General features: G+C 56.5%; 28 protein-coding genes. All 28 read left to right on the top strand.

The window, feature by feature from the left end:
- Positions 1–51 precede the first annotated feature (51 nt).
- The 28 genes from rplB to rplQ all read left to right on the top strand — a co-directional run bounded on the left by rplB (position 52) and on the right by rplQ (position 13,420).
- Complete coding sequence (rplB, locus tag EQM14_RS14325) at positions 52–885, top strand: 50S ribosomal protein L2 (RefSeq protein WP_128743856.1); 834 nt, start codon at positions 52–54, stop codon at positions 883–885.
- A gap of 26 nt (positions 886–911) precedes the next feature.
- Entirely contained in the window at positions 912–1,193 is a 282-nt protein-coding gene (rpsS, locus tag EQM14_RS14320; RefSeq protein WP_128743855.1) for a 30S ribosomal protein S19, read from the top strand.
- A 21-nt stretch (positions 1,194–1,214) separates the two neighbouring features.
- On the top strand, positions 1,215–1,550 hold the full coding sequence (gene rplV / locus EQM14_RS14315; protein WP_128743854.1) for a 50S ribosomal protein L22: 336 nt from the start codon (positions 1,215–1,217) through the stop codon (positions 1,548–1,550).
- 19 nt (positions 1,551–1,569) lie between these two features.
- Positions 1,570–2,235, top strand: a complete 666-nt coding sequence (gene rpsC / locus EQM14_RS14310) for a 30S ribosomal protein S3 (RefSeq protein WP_128743853.1) — start codon at positions 1,570–1,572, stop codon at positions 2,233–2,235.
- Positions 2,235–2,663 (top strand): 50S ribosomal protein L16, encoded by a 429-nt coding sequence (gene rplP, locus EQM14_RS14305; RefSeq protein WP_128743852.1) that lies wholly within the window; start codon positions 2,235–2,237, stop codon positions 2,661–2,663. Before rpsC ends, rplP begins: the two co-directional genes overlap by 1 nt.
- Entirely contained in the window at positions 2,660–2,866 is a 207-nt protein-coding gene (gene rpmC, locus EQM14_RS14300) for a 50S ribosomal protein L29 (RefSeq protein ID WP_128743851.1), read from the top strand. The genes rplP and rpmC overlap by 4 nt, the downstream gene beginning before the upstream one ends.
- Positions 2,867–2,885: 19 nt before the next feature.
- Positions 2,886–3,143 carry a 30S ribosomal protein S17 gene (gene rpsQ, locus EQM14_RS14295; RefSeq protein ID WP_128743850.1) on the top strand — a complete coding sequence of 86 codons (258 nt, stop codon included), beginning with the start codon at positions 2,886–2,888 and terminating at the stop codon, positions 3,141–3,143.
- An 18-nt stretch (positions 3,144–3,161) separates the two neighbouring features.
- Positions 3,162–3,530 carry a 50S ribosomal protein L14 gene (gene rplN, locus EQM14_RS14290; protein ID WP_128743849.1) on the top strand — a complete coding sequence of 123 codons (369 nt, stop codon included), beginning with the start codon at positions 3,162–3,164 and terminating at the stop codon, positions 3,528–3,530.
- A gap of 18 nt (positions 3,531–3,548) precedes the next feature.
- Complete coding sequence (gene rplX / locus EQM14_RS14285) at positions 3,549–3,866, top strand: 50S ribosomal protein L24 (protein WP_205703259.1); 318 nt, start codon at positions 3,549–3,551, stop codon at positions 3,864–3,866.
- Between the two features lie 11 nt (positions 3,867–3,877).
- Entirely contained in the window at positions 3,878–4,417 is a 540-nt protein-coding gene (gene rplE, locus EQM14_RS14280) for a 50S ribosomal protein L5 (protein WP_128743847.1), read from the top strand.
- A gap of 12 nt (positions 4,418–4,429) precedes the next feature.
- A complete protein-coding gene (locus EQM14_RS14275; RefSeq protein ID WP_066650243.1) occupies positions 4,430–4,615 on the top strand; it encodes a type Z 30S ribosomal protein S14 in 186 nt (61 codons plus the stop codon).
- A gap of 15 nt (positions 4,616–4,630) precedes the next feature.
- Positions 4,631–5,029, top strand: a complete 399-nt coding sequence (gene rpsH / locus EQM14_RS14270; protein ID WP_128743846.1) for a 30S ribosomal protein S8 — start codon at positions 4,631–4,633, stop codon at positions 5,027–5,029.
- 15 nt (positions 5,030–5,044) lie between these two features.
- The gene (rplF, locus tag EQM14_RS14265; RefSeq protein ID WP_128743845.1) at positions 5,045–5,593 is read left to right on the top strand and encodes a 50S ribosomal protein L6; all 549 of its coding nucleotides are present in this window, start codon (positions 5,045–5,047) and stop codon (positions 5,591–5,593) included.
- A gap of 18 nt (positions 5,594–5,611) precedes the next feature.
- Positions 5,612–5,971, top strand: coding sequence for a 50S ribosomal protein L18 (gene rplR / locus EQM14_RS14260; protein WP_128743844.1), 360 nt, complete (start codon positions 5,612–5,614; stop codon positions 5,969–5,971).
- Positions 5,972–5,991: 20 nt separating this feature from the next.
- Complete coding sequence (gene rpsE, locus EQM14_RS14255; protein ID WP_128743843.1) at positions 5,992–6,492, top strand: 30S ribosomal protein S5; 501 nt, start codon at positions 5,992–5,994, stop codon at positions 6,490–6,492.
- Positions 6,493–6,507: 15 nt separating this feature from the next.
- Entirely contained in the window at positions 6,508–6,687 is a 180-nt protein-coding gene (gene rpmD, locus EQM14_RS14250) for a 50S ribosomal protein L30 (RefSeq protein ID WP_128743842.1), read from the top strand.
- A gap of 19 nt (positions 6,688–6,706) precedes the next feature.
- Positions 6,707–7,147 (top strand): 50S ribosomal protein L15, encoded by a 441-nt coding sequence (gene rplO, locus EQM14_RS14245; RefSeq protein ID WP_128743841.1) that lies wholly within the window; start codon positions 6,707–6,709, stop codon positions 7,145–7,147.
- A 1-nt stretch (position 7,148) separates the two neighbouring features.
- Positions 7,149–8,483, top strand: coding sequence for a preprotein translocase subunit SecY (gene secY, locus EQM14_RS14240; protein WP_128743840.1), 1,335 nt, complete (start codon positions 7,149–7,151; stop codon positions 8,481–8,483).
- Positions 8,484–8,499: 16 nt separating this feature from the next.
- A complete protein-coding gene (locus EQM14_RS14235; protein ID WP_128743839.1) occupies positions 8,500–9,132 on the top strand; it encodes an adenylate kinase in 633 nt (210 codons plus the stop codon).
- A gap of 2 nt (positions 9,133–9,134) precedes the next feature.
- The gene (gene map, locus EQM14_RS14230) at positions 9,135–9,887 is read left to right on the top strand and encodes a type I methionyl aminopeptidase (protein WP_128743838.1); all 753 of its coding nucleotides are present in this window, start codon (positions 9,135–9,137) and stop codon (positions 9,885–9,887) included.
- Positions 9,888–9,896: 9 nt separating this feature from the next.
- Positions 9,897–10,184: a KOW domain-containing RNA-binding protein gene (locus EQM14_RS14225; protein ID WP_128743837.1), complete on the top strand. Its 288-nt coding sequence runs from the start codon at positions 9,897–9,899 to the stop codon at positions 10,182–10,184.
- Complete coding sequence (infA, locus tag EQM14_RS14220; RefSeq protein WP_066650266.1) at positions 10,166–10,384, top strand: translation initiation factor IF-1; 219 nt, start codon at positions 10,166–10,168, stop codon at positions 10,382–10,384. The genes EQM14_RS14225 and infA overlap by 19 nt, the downstream gene beginning before the upstream one ends.
- A 30-nt stretch (positions 10,385–10,414) precedes the next feature.
- Positions 10,415–10,528, top strand: coding sequence for a 50S ribosomal protein L36 (rpmJ, locus tag EQM14_RS14215; RefSeq protein WP_066650268.1), 114 nt, complete (start codon positions 10,415–10,417; stop codon positions 10,526–10,528).
- Between the two features lie 35 nt (positions 10,529–10,563).
- Positions 10,564–10,932: a 30S ribosomal protein S13 gene (gene rpsM, locus EQM14_RS14210; protein ID WP_128743836.1), complete on the top strand. Its 369-nt coding sequence runs from the start codon at positions 10,564–10,566 to the stop codon at positions 10,930–10,932.
- Between the two features lie 19 nt (positions 10,933–10,951).
- Positions 10,952–11,365 carry a 30S ribosomal protein S11 gene (gene rpsK, locus EQM14_RS14205; RefSeq protein WP_128743835.1) on the top strand — a complete coding sequence of 138 codons (414 nt, stop codon included), beginning with the start codon at positions 10,952–10,954 and terminating at the stop codon, positions 11,363–11,365.
- A gap of 27 nt (positions 11,366–11,392) precedes the next feature.
- Positions 11,393–12,019, top strand: coding sequence for a 30S ribosomal protein S4 (gene rpsD / locus EQM14_RS14200; RefSeq protein WP_128743834.1), 627 nt, complete (start codon positions 11,393–11,395; stop codon positions 12,017–12,019).
- Between the two features lie 68 nt (positions 12,020–12,087).
- Positions 12,088–13,041 carry a DNA-directed RNA polymerase subunit alpha gene (locus EQM14_RS14195; RefSeq protein ID WP_128743833.1) on the top strand — a complete coding sequence of 318 codons (954 nt, stop codon included), beginning with the start codon at positions 12,088–12,090 and terminating at the stop codon, positions 13,039–13,041.
- A gap of 37 nt (positions 13,042–13,078) precedes the next feature.
- On the top strand, positions 13,079–13,420 hold the full coding sequence (gene rplQ / locus EQM14_RS14190) for a 50S ribosomal protein L17 (protein WP_128743832.1): 342 nt from the start codon (positions 13,079–13,081) through the stop codon (positions 13,418–13,420).
- Positions 13,421–13,541: the final 121 nt, after the last annotated feature.

The raw sequence follows: 13,541 nt of genomic DNA, 5'->3' as shown, positions 1-13,541 counted from the left end.
GGATGGGGAGCCGGCATCTCCCCGCAAAGCCATCATGAGGAGTGTGAAAGAATGCCAACCATTAATTTTAAGCCGACTACGGCTTCACGGCGCAATATGTCCGTCATGGACTATAAGGTCCTGACCAAAAAGGCGCCGGAAAAGAGCCTTTTAGAGTCTCTTCCGAACAATTCCGGCCGCAACAGCTACGGCCGCATCACCGTCCGCCACCGCGGCGGCAAGAACCGCAGAAAGTACCGCCTGATCGACTTCAAACGCCAGAAATTCGACGCTCCCGGCAAGGTCGCCAGCATCGAGTACGACCCGAACCGCTCCGCGTTCATCGCGCTGGTTCAGTATGAGGACGGCGACAGAAGCTATATCATCGCCCCCGAGGGCCTCAAGGTCGGAGACACGGTGGTTTCCGGCACTTCTGCGGACATCAAGCCGGGCAACGCGCTTCCACTGGAAAATATCCCCGTCGGCACCTTCGTCCACAACGTGGAGCTGTACCCCGGCAAGGGCGCCCAGCTGGCCCGCGCGGCCGGCATCATGGCCCAGCTGATGGCCAAGGAAAACGGGATGGCTTTGCTGCGCCTGCCTTCCGGCGAGCTGCGCAACGTGCCGATCTCCTGCATGGCGACCATCGGCCAGGTCAGCAACGGCGACCATGAAAACATGAAGATCGGCAAAGCAGGGCGCAAACGCCACATGGGGTGGAGGCCGACAGTCCGCGGTTCCGTCATGAACCCGAACGACCACCCGCACGGCGGCGGCGAGGGCAGAGCCCCCATCGGACGTCCCGGACCGGTCACCCCGTGGGGCAAGCCGACCCTGGGTTACAAGACCCGCGCTCACCACAACCGCTCCGACAAGATGATTGTCAAGCGCAGAAACGGCAAATAAGGCGTGCAGAAAGGAGCTTGTCAGTTATGAGCAGAAGCGTAAAGAAGGGTCCTTATGTTCAGCCTGTGCTGCTTAAAAGGATTCAGGAGATGAACGCGGCCGGCGAAAAGAAGATCGTCAAGACCTGGAGCAGATCCTCCACGATCTTCCCGGATTTTGTCGGCCATACGATAGCGGTTCACGACGGCCGCAAGCATGTCCCGGTTTACGTGACGGAGGACATGGTGGGTCACAGGCTGGGCGAGTTCGCCCCCACCCGCACCTTCAAGGGACATTCCGGCTCCAAGACAACGGCGCCGGGCAAATAACGGCTGAAAGGAGTGTATCGCATGGAAGCAAGGGCTTATCTGAAATATGCCCGCATCTCTCCCCGCAAGGTTCAGATCGTTCTCGACCTGATCCGCAACAAACCGGTCGACGTAGCGATGGCTATCCTGAAGCACACGCCGAAAGCCGCGAGCGAGAGCCTTGAAAAACTGCTGAAATCGGCTATGGCCAACGCAGAGAACAATCACGGCATGGACGTTTCCAAACTGTATGTTTCTCAGTGCTTTGTTTCTCCTGGTCCGATCCTCAAACGCATCCGTCCGAGAGCGCAGGGGCGTGCGTTCCAGATTTTAAAGAGGACTTCGCACGTGACCATGGTGCTGAAAGAACAGGAATAAGCTGAGGAGGAGGTAAATTATGGGCCAGAAAGTCAATCCGCACGGGTTCCGTGTGGGCATTATCAAAGACTGGGATTCCCGCTGGTTTACAAAGGACAACGTCTTCGGCGACACGCTCGTCGAAGACTACAAGCTGCGCAAGATGTTGCTTAAGCAGCTGAAACCCGCCGGCGTTCCAAAAATAGAGATCGAGCGCGACGCCTCCAAGGTGCGCCTTCACATCCATTGCGCAAAGCCGGGCATCGTTATCGGCAAAGGCGGCGCTGAAATTGAAAAGCTTCGCCTGCAGTGCGAAAAGCAGCTGGGAAAACCCGTTACGATCAACATCGTAGAGGTGAAAAACCCGGACCTGAACGCACAGCTGGTCGCGGAAAACATCGCGCAGCAGCTCGAAAAAAGAATTTCTTTCCGCCGCGCGCTGAAGCAGAGCATCGGCCGCGCCATGAAGATGGGCGCCAAAGGGATCAAGACGCAGGTTTCCGGCCGTCTGGGCGGCGCTGAAATCGCCAGAAGAGAGCAATACCACGACGGCACGATTCCTCTTCAGACCATCCGTGCCGACATCGATTACGGGTTTGCCGAGGCCGCCACGACCTACGGGCGCATCGGCGTGAAGGTCTGGATCTACAGGGGCGAAGTCCTGCAGGACAGCCGTAAGCCCCGCAGGGAAGGGGGCAGCAAGTAATGCTGATGCCAAAGCGCGTGAAATACCGCAAAGTACAGCGCGGCCGCATGACCGGGAAATGCACCCGCGGCAACAAGATCGACTACGGCCAGTTCGGCCTTCAGGCGTTGGAACCGGCATGGATCACCGCCAACCAGATCGAGGCGGCCCGTGTTGCCATGACCCGTTACACAAAGCGTTTCGGGCAGGTCTGGATCAAAATTTTCCCGGATAAGCCGGTCACGAAAAAACCCGCCGAGGTCCGCATGGGCTCCGGTAAAGGCGCGCCCGAGTACTGGGTGGCCGTCGTAAAGCCGGGACGCGTGCTGTTTGAAATGGGCGGCGTTTCCGAGGAAACCGCGAAGGAAGCCCTTCGCCTCGCGTCCAACAAACTGCCGATCCGGTGCAAATTTGTTGCCAAGGAAGAAACGGATGGTGAGCAGTCATGAAGCCAGCGGAAGTCAGACAATTAAGCGCGGAAGAGCTTGAAAGCAAGCTGAAGGATCTCAAGGCCGAGCTTTTCAACCTCCGTTTCCAGCTTACCATTAATCAGCTCGACAATCCGATGCGTATTAAGGCTGTTAAAAAGGATATCGCACGCATCAAGACCGTTTTGCGCGAAAATGAACTCAGAGACAGCGCCAATGCGTAACGGAAGGGGGAGATGAAACGTGAGCGACAGGAATATCAGAAAAACCGAGGTCGGCAAGGTCGTCAGCGACAAAATGGATAAGACCATCGTCGTCGCGGTGGAAGACAGCGTGAAGCACCCGCTTTACAAAAAGGTTGTCAAGCGCACCGTGCGCCTGAAGGCGCATGACGAAAACAACGAATGCTCCGTCGGCGACCGCGTGCGCGTCATGGAGACCCGGCCGTTGAGCAAGGATAAAAGATGGCGTCTGGTCAAGATTTTGGAGAAGGCCAAGTAAGCAAAGGAGGAACGCACCGTGATACAACAGCAGACATACCTCAACGTTGCCGACAACACCGGCGCGAAGCAGCTCATGTGCATCCGCGTGCTTGGCGGTACCGGCAGGAGGTACGCGAATATCGGCGATGTCATCGTAGCGTCGGTCAAGAAGGCGGCGCCGGGCGGCACCGTGAAAAAGGGCGACGTGGTCAAGGCGGTGGTCGTGCGTACTGCTTCGGGTGTTCGCCGCGAGGACGGGACCTACATCCGGTTCGACGAGAACGCCGCCGTTCTGATCAAGGACGACAAAAACCCAACGGGCACGCGCATCTTTGGCCCGGTGGCCAGGGAACTGCGCGACAGGGACTACGTAAAGATCTTAAGTCTTGCCCCTGAAGTGCTTTAAGGGAGGTGTTCGCTGATGATTAAAAAGATTCATGTTAAAACCGGTGACACCGTGATTGTTTTAAACGGCAAGGACCGCGGCAAGAAGGGCAAAGTCCTTCAGGTCAGCCCGAAGGAGGGCAAGGTCATCGTCGAGGGGATCAACATGGTGAGTAAACATGTGAAGCCCCGCAAAATGGGCGAAGAGGGCGGTATCGTGAAAGCCGAGGGCGCCCTGTACGCCTGCAAGGTCCAGCTTGTCTGCCCCCACTGCGGCAAACCCACCCGTGTCTCCCACAAGCTGTATGAGGACGGCACGAAGGAACGCATTTGCAGAAAATGCGGCGAAGCGCTGTAAGGAGGATGAACATGGCAAGAATGAAGGAGCAGTATCGGAAGGAAATCGCACCGGCGCTGATGAAGAGGTTTTCCTACAAAAGCGTCATGCAGATTCCCAAGCTGGATAAGATCGTCATCAACATCGGGGCCGGCGAAGCCAAGGAGAACTCCAAGGTGATCGACTCCGCGATGGGCGATATCGCAGCCATCACCGGGCAGCGGCCCGTGGTGACCACAGCAAAGAAGTCGGTTGCGAACTTCAAGGTCCGCGCGGGCATGAAGATCGGCGTCAAGGTGACGCTGCGCGGCGACCGGATGTATGAGTTTCTGGACCGGCTTTTCAACGTGGCGCTCCCGCGCGTCAGGGACTTTCGCGGCATCAACCCGAATTCCTTCGACGGCAGGGGCAATTACAACATGGGCGTCAAAGAACAGCTGATTTTCCCGGAAATCGATTACGACAAAATCGACAAGGTCCGCGGAATGGACATCTGCTTTGTGACGACCGCGAAAACCGACGAGGAATCCAGAGAGCTTTTAACGCTGCTCGGCGCCCCGTTTGCGAAATAAGGAGGGATTCTTGTGGCCAAAACTTCCATGAAAGTCAAACAGAGAAGAGAACAGAAGTTTTCTTCCCGCGAATACAACCGTTGCAAAATCTGTGGCAGGCCGCACGCCTATCTTCGCAAATTCGGAATCTGCCGCATCTGCTTTCGGGAGCTTGCCTACAAGGGCGAGATTCCCGGCGTAAAAAAGGCGAGCTGGTAAAAAGGAGGAGACGGCATGCAGATTACAGATACGATTGCCGATTTGCTTACCCGCATCCGCAATGCGAGTTCCGCAAAGCATGATTCCGTGGAGATCCCCGCTTCCAATATGAAAAAAGCGATCGTGCAGATTCTTGTGGACGAGGGTTATGTCAAAAACTATACGGTGATAGAGGACGGCAAGCAGGGAATCATCAAGGTAAACCTGAAGTACGGCGAAGGAAAGACCGCCGTCATCAACGGCCTGCGCAGGGTGAGCAAGCCGGGCCTTCGCATTTATTCCAACGCCGAGGACCTGCCCAAGGTGATGAAGGGCCTGGGCATCGCGATCGTTTCGACCTCCAAGGGGGTCATGACGGACCGCGAGGCCCGCAAGCAGAACGTGGGCGGCGAAGTTCTCGCATTTATTTGGTAACAGGGGGGTGCAGCAATGTCGCGAATTGGAAGAAAACCCATAAATATTCCCGCCGGCGTCACCGTTTCGGTTGACGGCAGCGTTGTATCGGTGAAGGGCCCGAAGGGCGCCCTGACGCAAAAGGTCCATCCCAACATGACTGTCAGCGTCGAGGACAGCGAGATCCACGTGACCCGTCCCGACGATGAAAAAGAGAACAAATCCCTGCACGGCCTGACCCGCTCGCTGATCCACAATATGGTTACGGGCGTGACGGAGGGCTTCAAAAAGGAGCTGGACGTCAACGGCGTCGGCTACCGTGTGCAGAAGCAGGGGAAGAACCTGGTCATGAACCTCGGCTATTCCCATCAGGTGACGGTTCCGGAAGTGGACGGCATTACCATCGAATGCCCCACGGCGAACAAGATCGTGATCCTTGGCCCGGATAAACAGCAGGTCGGGCAGTTTGCGGCGGAAGTCCGCGAGAAGCGTCCGCCGGAGCCGTATAAGGGCAAGGGAATCCGCTACACCGGTGAACACGTCCGCCGCAAGGAAGGCAAAGCCGGCAAGGGCGCAAAGAAGTAATGAAGGAGTGAATCACAAATGGTGAACAAGGCTGACACCAACAAGGCCAGATTGAACCGCCACCGCAGGGTGCGCGGCAAGATTTCGGGCACGGCCGAGTGCCCGCGCCTGAATGTATTTCGCTCTACCAACAACATCTACGCCCAGGTGATTGACGATGTCAGGGGAGTAACGCTTGCCGCGGCTTCCTCACTGGACAAGGAGTTTACTGGTAACGGCGGAAACAAGGAAGCCGCACGCAAGGTGGGCGGGCTGATTGCAAAACGCGCCGCCGAAAAGGGCATTGAACAGGTCGTATTTGACCGCGGCGGCTATCTGTACCACGGCCGCGTCAAAGAGCTGGCCGAAGGCGCCCGCGAGGGCGGCCTCAAGTTCTGACGAAGGAGGAGGAAAAACTTTTGGCTAGAATTGACGCATCATCCATGGAAATGAAAGAACATGTGGTTGCCATCAACCGCGTTTCCAAAACCGTAAAGGGCGGCCGCATCTTCAAGTTTGCGGCGCTGGTCGTCGTCGGCGACGGCAACGGAACCGTCGGCTTCGGCATCGGCAAGGCGGGCGAAGTTCCCGACGCCATCCGCAAGGGGATCGAGGACGCGAAGAAAAACCTGATTCAGGTTGCCATGCGCGGCTCGACCATCCCGCATGAAATCATCGGCACGTACGGCGCGGGCAGGGTCCTGATGAAGCCCGCGGCACCCGGTACCGGCGTCATCGCCGGCGGCCCGGTCCGTGCGGTTGTGGAGGCCGCCGGCATCCGCGATATCCGCACCAAGGCGCTTCGCTCCAACAACCCGTGCAACGTCGTCCGCGCGACGCTGGACGGCATGAAGAAGCTCCGCAACGCGGAGCAGGTCGCAAAGACGCGCGGAAAATCGGTCAAGGAATTATTTGCATAAAGGAGGGCGCGCAGGATGGAACAGCTGAAAATCACGCTGGTCAAGAGCCTGATCGGCAGCAAAAAGGACCAGATTGCAACCGCCCGGGCGCTTGGCCTGACAAAAATCGGCGACAAGTCGGTTCAGCCCGATAACGCTCAGACCAAGGGCAAGGTGCAGAAGATCATCCACCTCATCGAGGTAAGCAAAGCGTAAGATAAGGAGGTGCGAATTAATGAAGTTACATGATCTAACTTCGGTACCGGGGTCCAAAAAAGAGCCGAAAAGAATCGGCAGGGGAATTGGTTCCGGCCAGGGCAAAACCGCCGGCAAGGGCCATAAAGGACAGAAGGCGCGTTCTGGCGGATCGATCCGTCCGGGCTTTGAAGGCGGCCAGATGCCATTGCAGCGCCGTCTTCCGAAGAGGGGCTTCACCAATGTGTTCGCCAGCAGCATCAAGGCGGTGAACGTCGGCACGCTCAACAGGTTTGAAGACGGCGCGACGGTGGACACACAGGCCCTGATCGACACCGGCATCGTCAAGGTTTGCTGCGACGGGGTGAAAATCCTGGGCAACGGCAAGCTCGAAAAAAAATTGAATGTAAAGGTTTCTGCCTTCTCAGAATCCGCCAAGCAGAAGATAGAGGCCGCTGGCGGGAAGGCCGAGGTGATCTGAGGTGTTCAAAACCATCAAGAATGCCTGGTCGATTCCCGATCTCCGCAAAAAGATGCTCTTCACGCTGTTTATTATCATCGTATTCCGCTTCGGGGCGGCCATCCCTGTTCCGTTTTTGAACACGGATGCCCTGAAAGGGCTGATGACGGAGGTCGGAAAGACCGGAACGGCGCTGAGCTATCTGGATATGCTGTCCGGCGGCGCTTTTGCGAACGCGACGCTGTTCGCCATGAGCGTGACCCCGTATATCAACAGCTCCATTGTCATCCAGCTGCTCACAGTCGCCATTCCGGCGCTGGAACGCATGGCAAAGGAAGGGGAGGAAGGCCGGAAGCGCCTGGGGGCACTGACCCGCTATGTGGCTGTGATCCTGGCGCTGATTCAGGGCACTTCCTACTATTTCTATCTGCGGAACAGTTCCTATCAGGGAACCGCAATTACCCAATACAACCACGGCTGGCAGGCCGTGTTCGCCGCGGTTGTCATTGTCATGACCTTTACGGCGGGCGCCGCGCTGATGATGTGGCTGGGCGAGCAAGTCAACCAGTTCGGCATCGGCAACGGAATTTCCATCCTGCTGTTTGCCGGCATTGTCGCAAGAATGCCGCACACGATCAACACGCTGGGGACCTTCTGGCAGGCCGCGGGTCAGGACCCGACCAGCTTCGGGAAATATTACTTCCTCGTTCCGCTGTTCGCCGTCCTGTTTCTGGTCATCATGTGGGTCATCGTCTTTATGTATGACGCCGAACGCCGCATCCCCGTACAGTACGCAAAGCGCGTGGTCGGACGGAAGATGTACGGCGGGCAGAGCAGCCATATACCGATCAAGATCGGTATGTCCGGCGTGATGCCGATCATCTTCGCCAGTTCGATCCTCGTCATTCCCAGCACGATTCAGCTGTTGATGGGCAATCGTGTGGCGACGGGTTTCTGGAAAAGCTTCTTCGATGCGTTTTCCTCGACAGGGTGGCTTTACTCATTCCTGTATTTTCTTCTTATTATTCTTTTCGCGTATTTTTATATGACAATCCAGTATAATCCCATTGAGATGGCCAATAATCTCCGTCAGAGCAACGGCACCATTCCAGGTATCCGTCCGGGCAAGTCGACCAGCGATTACATTGCCAGGGTCCTTTCCAAGGTGACCTTTATCGGTTCGCTGTTCCTGGGATTCATTGCATTGATGCCGATTATTTTCGGTGCCACGACCGGCATGAGCAACCTTTCGGTCGGCGGCACGTCCATCCTGATTCTGGTCGGCGTAGCCCTGGAAACCGTGCAGCAGATGGAATCCCAGATGATGATGCGGCATTACAAAGGCTTCCTCGATTGATGAAGGAGTGTTGGAATTGAACATTATATTTCTTGGCGCACCCGGAGCGGGAAAAGGCACCATGGCGGAAGTCCTTTCCCGCGAAAAGAGCATTCCCGCCATATCGACGGGCAATATTATCAGAAGCGCGCTGAAAAGCGGCACGGAAATGGGCCTGCGCGCGAAAGCCTATACCGAATCCGGCGGGCTGGTCCCGGATGAGATCGTCATCGGGATCATCAAGGAACGCCTTGCCGAGCCGGATTGCAGGAACGGATTTATTCTGGACGGCTTTCCGCGCACCATTCCCCAGGCCGAGGCTCTGGACAAAATGGGCGTCGTAATCGACCGGGTCATCGACCTTGAGGTCCCGGAAAAAACGATCATGGCCCGCTTGTCCGGACGCCGTGTCTGCGAAAAATGCGGCGCTCCCTACCACATCGTCAACAAAAAACCGAAGGTGGAAGGCGTTTGCGACCTTTGCGGAGGCACCCTGGTTCAGCGCAGGGATGACCAGCCGGAGACCATAGAGGCGCGGCTGAAAATATATCACGAGCAGACGGAACCGTTAAAGGGTTATTACGGGAAACAGGGCAGACTCTGCACGGTGCAGGGATGCGACAGCGTTTCCGATACGACCCGCGCCGTACTCAAAGCAATCGAGGCTTGATTATGATCGTTTTAAAAACAGCACGAGAGCTTAAAATCATGAGGCAGGCGGGCCGGATCGCGGCCAATGCCCTGAAAGCTGCCGGCGCCGCGGTGGAGCCCGGCGTTTCAACGTGGGAGATCAGCCGCGTGGCCCGCCGGGTCATCGAGGGGGAGGGCGCTGCGCCCACATTCCTCGGGTATGGCGGGTATCCCGCAAGCGCCTGCGTTTCCGTCAACAATGTAGTCATCCATGGCATACCGAGCAAGAAACACCTCATCAAGGAGGGCGACATCGTCAGCATCGACGTCGGCGCGACCTTCGAAGGTTTTGTCGGCGACAATGCCTTTACCTTCCCGTGCGGCCGGGTCAGCCCGGAGGCGCAGGCCTTGATGAAAACGACGCGCGAAAGCCTGTACGAGGGGATCCGCGCCGCTGTGGCCGGAAACCGGCTGGGCGACGTGGGCAGCGCGGTTCAGCAGTATGCCGAAGCTCGCGGTTACTCGGTGGTACGCGATTTTGTCGGCCACGGAGTAGGCGCGAAGATGCATGAAGACCCAAGTGTTCCCAATTACGGCACGCCCGGAAGGGGCGTGCGCCTGTTGCCGGGCATGACCATCGCCATTGAACCGATGATCAATCAGGGCGTCAAAGAGGTCGAAGTCCTCGAGGACGGCTGGACGACCGTGACCGCGGACGGAAAACTTTCCGCGCACTTTGAGAATTCCATTGCAATCACTCCCAACGGGCCGGTGATTCTGACCATTCCGGACTAGGGGGCAGACATGGAGTTCATCAGAGGACTGGTGGTTCGGTCCGCTGCCGGGCGAGACAAGGGCGGTTTTTTTGCAGTGCTGAAGGCGGATGCGCTTTCCGTCACGATCTGCGACGGGAAGCGGCGCAGCTTGGAACATCCCAAACGAAAAAATGTGAAACACCTTTTTCCAACCAGCACGCTGCTGCCCGAACAGTCATTGCAGACCAACCGTGAAATACGCCGGGCCCTGGCCGCTTATCGAGCGGGGGACCGCTTTCCCCATGAGGAGGCAAATGTATGTCGAAACAGGACGTAATTGAAACCGAAGGTATCGTAACCGAAGCCCTGCCGAACGCCATGTTCACGGTGGAGCTTCCCAACCACCACACGATACTCGCGCATATTTCCGGCAAACTGCGGATGAATTTCATCCGGATTCTGCCCGGCGACAAAGTTACCATTGAGCTGTCGCCGTATGACCTGACGCGCGGGCGAATCACGTGGCGTTCGAAATAACCGGAGATCTCTGCAAGGAGGGACCTTAACATGAAAGTCAGACCTTCTGTAAAGAAAATGTGCGAAAAATGCAAAGTCATCAAGCGCAAGGGCAAGGTCATGGTGATCTGCGAAAACCCAAAGCATAAACAGCGCCAGGGCTAAGGCGCAAACCTATTTAAAACGGAGGTGCAACCAGTATGGCGCGTATAGCAGGTATTGATCTGCCGAGAGATAAGCGCATTGAGATTGCTCTAACTTATATTTTCGGAATCGGCCGCAAGACCGCGACTCAGATCTGCGCGGAAACGGGCGTGGATCCGGACACCCGTGTCAGGGACCTTACGGAGGATGACGCGGCGAAAATCAGGGAATACATCGACCATCACTGCCGCGTGGAGGGCGACCTTCGCCGCGACGTCGCGTTCGATATCAAGAGGCTGATCGAAATCGGCTGCTACCGCGGTGTCCGCCACCGCAGAGGGCTGCCAGTCAGGGGCCAGCGCACGAAGACAAACGCGCGCACCCGAAAGGGACCGAGAAAAACCATGGCCAACAAGAAGAAATAATCTGGGAGGGATATCATAAATGGCAGCACAGAAAAACGCGGGGGCGAAAAAATCCTCCAGCGTGCGTAAGCGCCGTGAACGCAAGAATATCGATCGTGGCTCCGCCCATATTCAGTCCACTTTTAACAATACGATTGTCACTATCACCGATGTTCAGGGCAACGCGGTTTCCTGGGCAAGCTCCGGCGAACTCGGTTTCAGGGGTTCCAGAAAGTCCACTCCTTTTGCAGCGCAGACCGCGGCGGAGACCGCGGCGAAAGCGGCCATGGAACACGGCATGAAGTCGGTTGAAGTATACGTAAAGGGCCCCGGCTCCGGGCGTGAGGCCGCCATCCGCGCGCTGCAGGGCGCGGGGCTGGAGGTCAGCATGATCAAGGACGTAACGCCGATTCCGCACAACGGATGCCGTCCGCCGAAAAGAAGACGCGTGTAACCGATTTTTAGGAGGTGCAACCAAAAGATGGCAAGATATACAGATTCCGTCTGCAAACTCTGCCGCAGGGAGGGCCAGAAGCTCTTTCTGAAAGGGGCGAGATGCTACACGGACAAATGCGCGGTGACGCGCAGGGCGTATGCGCCCGGCCAGCACGGCCAGGGACGCAAAAAGACCTCTGAGTACGGCCTTCAGCTTCGCGCAAAGCAGACGGCGAAGCGGTACTACGGCGTACTGGAATCCCAGTTCTTGAAATATTATGAAATGGCCACCAAAAAGGAAGGAAAGACCGGCGACGAGCTGCTCATCCTTCTGGAACGCAGGCTTGACAATATTGTTTACCGCCTGGGCTGGGCCAGCTCCAGAGCGGAAGCCCGCCAGCTTGTTGTGCACGGGCACTTTACCGTAAACGGGGGCCGCGTGGATATTCCCTCCTGCCTGGTAAAGCCGGGGGATGTGGTCTCCATTCAGGACAAAAGCCGCAAGAGCGACAAAATTAAGTCCGTGCTCGAGGCGAACGCCTCCCGCCCGGTTCCAAAATGGCTTGACGTGAACCGCGAGACTCTGGAGGGCAAAGTTCTTGCGCTGCCTACGCGTGAGGAAATTGACCTTGCGGTTGACGAGACTCTCATTGTTGAGTTGTACTCCAAGTAACGTGTTCTGCAGTGCAGGAGCCATCACGGCAGATAATTTGATCCGCTACAGGTCAAGGAGGGTCGCTAATGATCGAGTTTGAGAAGCCAAAAATTGAGACGAGTATGTTATCGGGCGACGGAACGTACGGCAAGTTTATTGTCGAACCCCTCGAACGCGGGTTCGGCACCACGCTGGGCAACAGTCTCAGGCGCGTGCTCCTGTCTTCGCTTCAAGGCGTGGCAGTCACTTCCATTAAAATAGATGGCGTTCTGCATGAGTTTTCCACGATCCCCGGCGTGAAGGAGGATGTCACGGAAATCATCCTGAATATCAAGGGACTGACGACAAAGATGCACTGCGACGGGCCCAAAACAGTTGAGATCTCCGCCGAGGGGCCGTGTGAAGTGACGGCCGACTCAATCAAGTGCGACAGCGAGGTGGAAATTCTCAACCCGGACATGCACATTGCGACGCTGGGGGACGGCGCCAAACTGTACATGGAACTCACTTTGGACAAGGGGCGCGGCTATGTCTCCGCAGAGCGGAACAAGCAGAATATGAACGCCAGCATCATCGGCGTGCTCCCGGTGGATTCCATTTACACTCCCGTTTACAAGGTGAATTACAATGTGGAGCCGACCCGCGTCGGTCAGAGCATCGATTTCGACAAGCTGACGCTTGAGGTTTCCACCAACGGAGTGATCGGGGCTCAGGAGGCGGTCTCTCTTGCCGCGAAAGTCCTGACTGAACATCTGAACCTGTTTGTCGACCTGTCCGACAAGGGAAGCAGCACCGAGATCATGGTGGAAAAGGACGACAAGGGCAAGGAAAAAGTGCTGGAGATGACGATTGAGGAACTGGACCTGTCGGTTCGCTCCTTCAACTGCCTCAAACGCGCCGGAATCAACACGGTTGGCGACATCATCAGCAAGTCGGAGGACGACATGATGAAGGTACGCAACCTTGGACGCAAATCCCTCGAAGAGGTTGTCTGGAAGATGGCCTCTCTCGGTTTCAATCTGCGCAAGGACGACGAATAGTCCTTTGCGGAACCTAAGGTAAAGGAGTGATAGTTCGATGCCCGGTACCAGAAAGCTCGGAAGGACCACCGACCACAGAACGGCCATGCTCAGGGCGATGGTAACCTTTCTTTTGGAAAAAGGAAAAATCGAAACGACGGTGACCCGCGCCAAGGAAGTCCGTTCCCTGGCGGAAAAAATGATCACCGTTGCAAAAGAAGACACGCTTGCCCATAAACGCCTGATTGGCGGCTTTGTGACGAAGGAAGACGTCGCGCACAAGCTGTTCACGGAAATCGCACCGAAATACGCGGACCGCAACGGCGGATATACGCGCATTACCAAAATCGGACCCCGCCGCGGGGATGCGGCCGAAATGGCAATCATCGAACTTCTATAAGTTCTCTTTGCGGTAAAACGAAGGGAATTTGTCAGTCGCTTTCCGGGATATAACCTGGGGGCGACTTTTTTTATGCCTTTTATTTTGCGAAACAAGAAACAATTTCAATTTAATTCAGGGT

Source organism: Caproiciproducens sp. NJN-50 (assembly GCF_004103755.1).
Lineage (GTDB): Bacteria > Bacillota > Clostridia > Oscillospirales > Acutalibacteraceae > Caproicibacter.
This window is presented reverse-complemented; position numbering and strand designations above follow the sequence as displayed.

Bases quoted from the DNA above. Each gene is read 5' to 3' on its own strand.
- rplB (WP_128743856.1), top strand. From the start codon at position 52: ATGCCAACCATTAATTTTAAGCCGACTACGGCTTCACGGCGCAATATG.
- rpsS (WP_128743855.1), top strand. From the start codon at position 912: ATGAGCAGAAGCGTAAAGAAGGGTCCTTATGTTCAGCCTGTGCTGCTT.
- rplV (WP_128743854.1), top strand. From the start codon at position 1,215: ATGGAAGCAAGGGCTTATCTGAAATATGCCCGCATCTCTCCCCGCAAG.
- rpsC (WP_128743853.1), top strand. From the start codon at position 1,570: ATGGGCCAGAAAGTCAATCCGCACGGGTTCCGTGTGGGCATTATCAAA.
- rplP (WP_128743852.1), top strand. From the start codon at position 2,235: ATGCTGATGCCAAAGCGCGTGAAATACCGCAAAGTACAGCGCGGCCGC.
- rpmC (WP_128743851.1), top strand. From the start codon at position 2,660: ATGAAGCCAGCGGAAGTCAGACAATTAAGCGCGGAAGAGCTTGAAAGC.
- rplE (WP_128743847.1), top strand. From the start codon at position 3,878: ATGGCAAGAATGAAGGAGCAGTATCGGAAGGAAATCGCACCGGCGCTG.
- rpsH (WP_128743846.1), top strand. From the start codon at position 4,631: ATGCAGATTACAGATACGATTGCCGATTTGCTTACCCGCATCCGCAAT.
- rplF (WP_128743845.1), top strand. From the start codon at position 5,045: ATGTCGCGAATTGGAAGAAAACCCATAAATATTCCCGCCGGCGTCACC.
- rplR (WP_128743844.1), top strand. From the start codon at position 5,612: ATGGTGAACAAGGCTGACACCAACAAGGCCAGATTGAACCGCCACCGC.
- rpmD (WP_128743842.1), top strand. From the start codon at position 6,508: ATGGAACAGCTGAAAATCACGCTGGTCAAGAGCCTGATCGGCAGCAAA.
- rplO (WP_128743841.1), top strand. From the start codon at position 6,707: ATGAAGTTACATGATCTAACTTCGGTACCGGGGTCCAAAAAAGAGCCG.
- map (WP_128743838.1), top strand. From the start codon at position 9,135: ATGATCGTTTTAAAAACAGCACGAGAGCTTAAAATCATGAGGCAGGCG.
- EQM14_RS14225 (WP_128743837.1), top strand. From the start codon at position 9,897: ATGGAGTTCATCAGAGGACTGGTGGTTCGGTCCGCTGCCGGGCGAGAC.
- infA (WP_066650266.1), top strand. From the start codon at position 10,166: ATGTCGAAACAGGACGTAATTGAAACCGAAGGTATCGTAACCGAAGCC.
- rpmJ (WP_066650268.1), top strand. From the start codon at position 10,415: ATGAAAGTCAGACCTTCTGTAAAGAAAATGTGCGAAAAATGCAAAGTC.
- rpsM (WP_128743836.1), top strand. From the start codon at position 10,564: ATGGCGCGTATAGCAGGTATTGATCTGCCGAGAGATAAGCGCATTGAG.
- rpsK (WP_128743835.1), top strand. From the start codon at position 10,952: ATGGCAGCACAGAAAAACGCGGGGGCGAAAAAATCCTCCAGCGTGCGT.
- rpsD (WP_128743834.1), top strand. From the start codon at position 11,393: ATGGCAAGATATACAGATTCCGTCTGCAAACTCTGCCGCAGGGAGGGC.
- EQM14_RS14195 (WP_128743833.1), top strand. From the start codon at position 12,088: ATGATCGAGTTTGAGAAGCCAAAAATTGAGACGAGTATGTTATCGGGC.
- rplQ (WP_128743832.1), top strand. From the start codon at position 13,079: ATGCCCGGTACCAGAAAGCTCGGAAGGACCACCGACCACAGAACGGCC.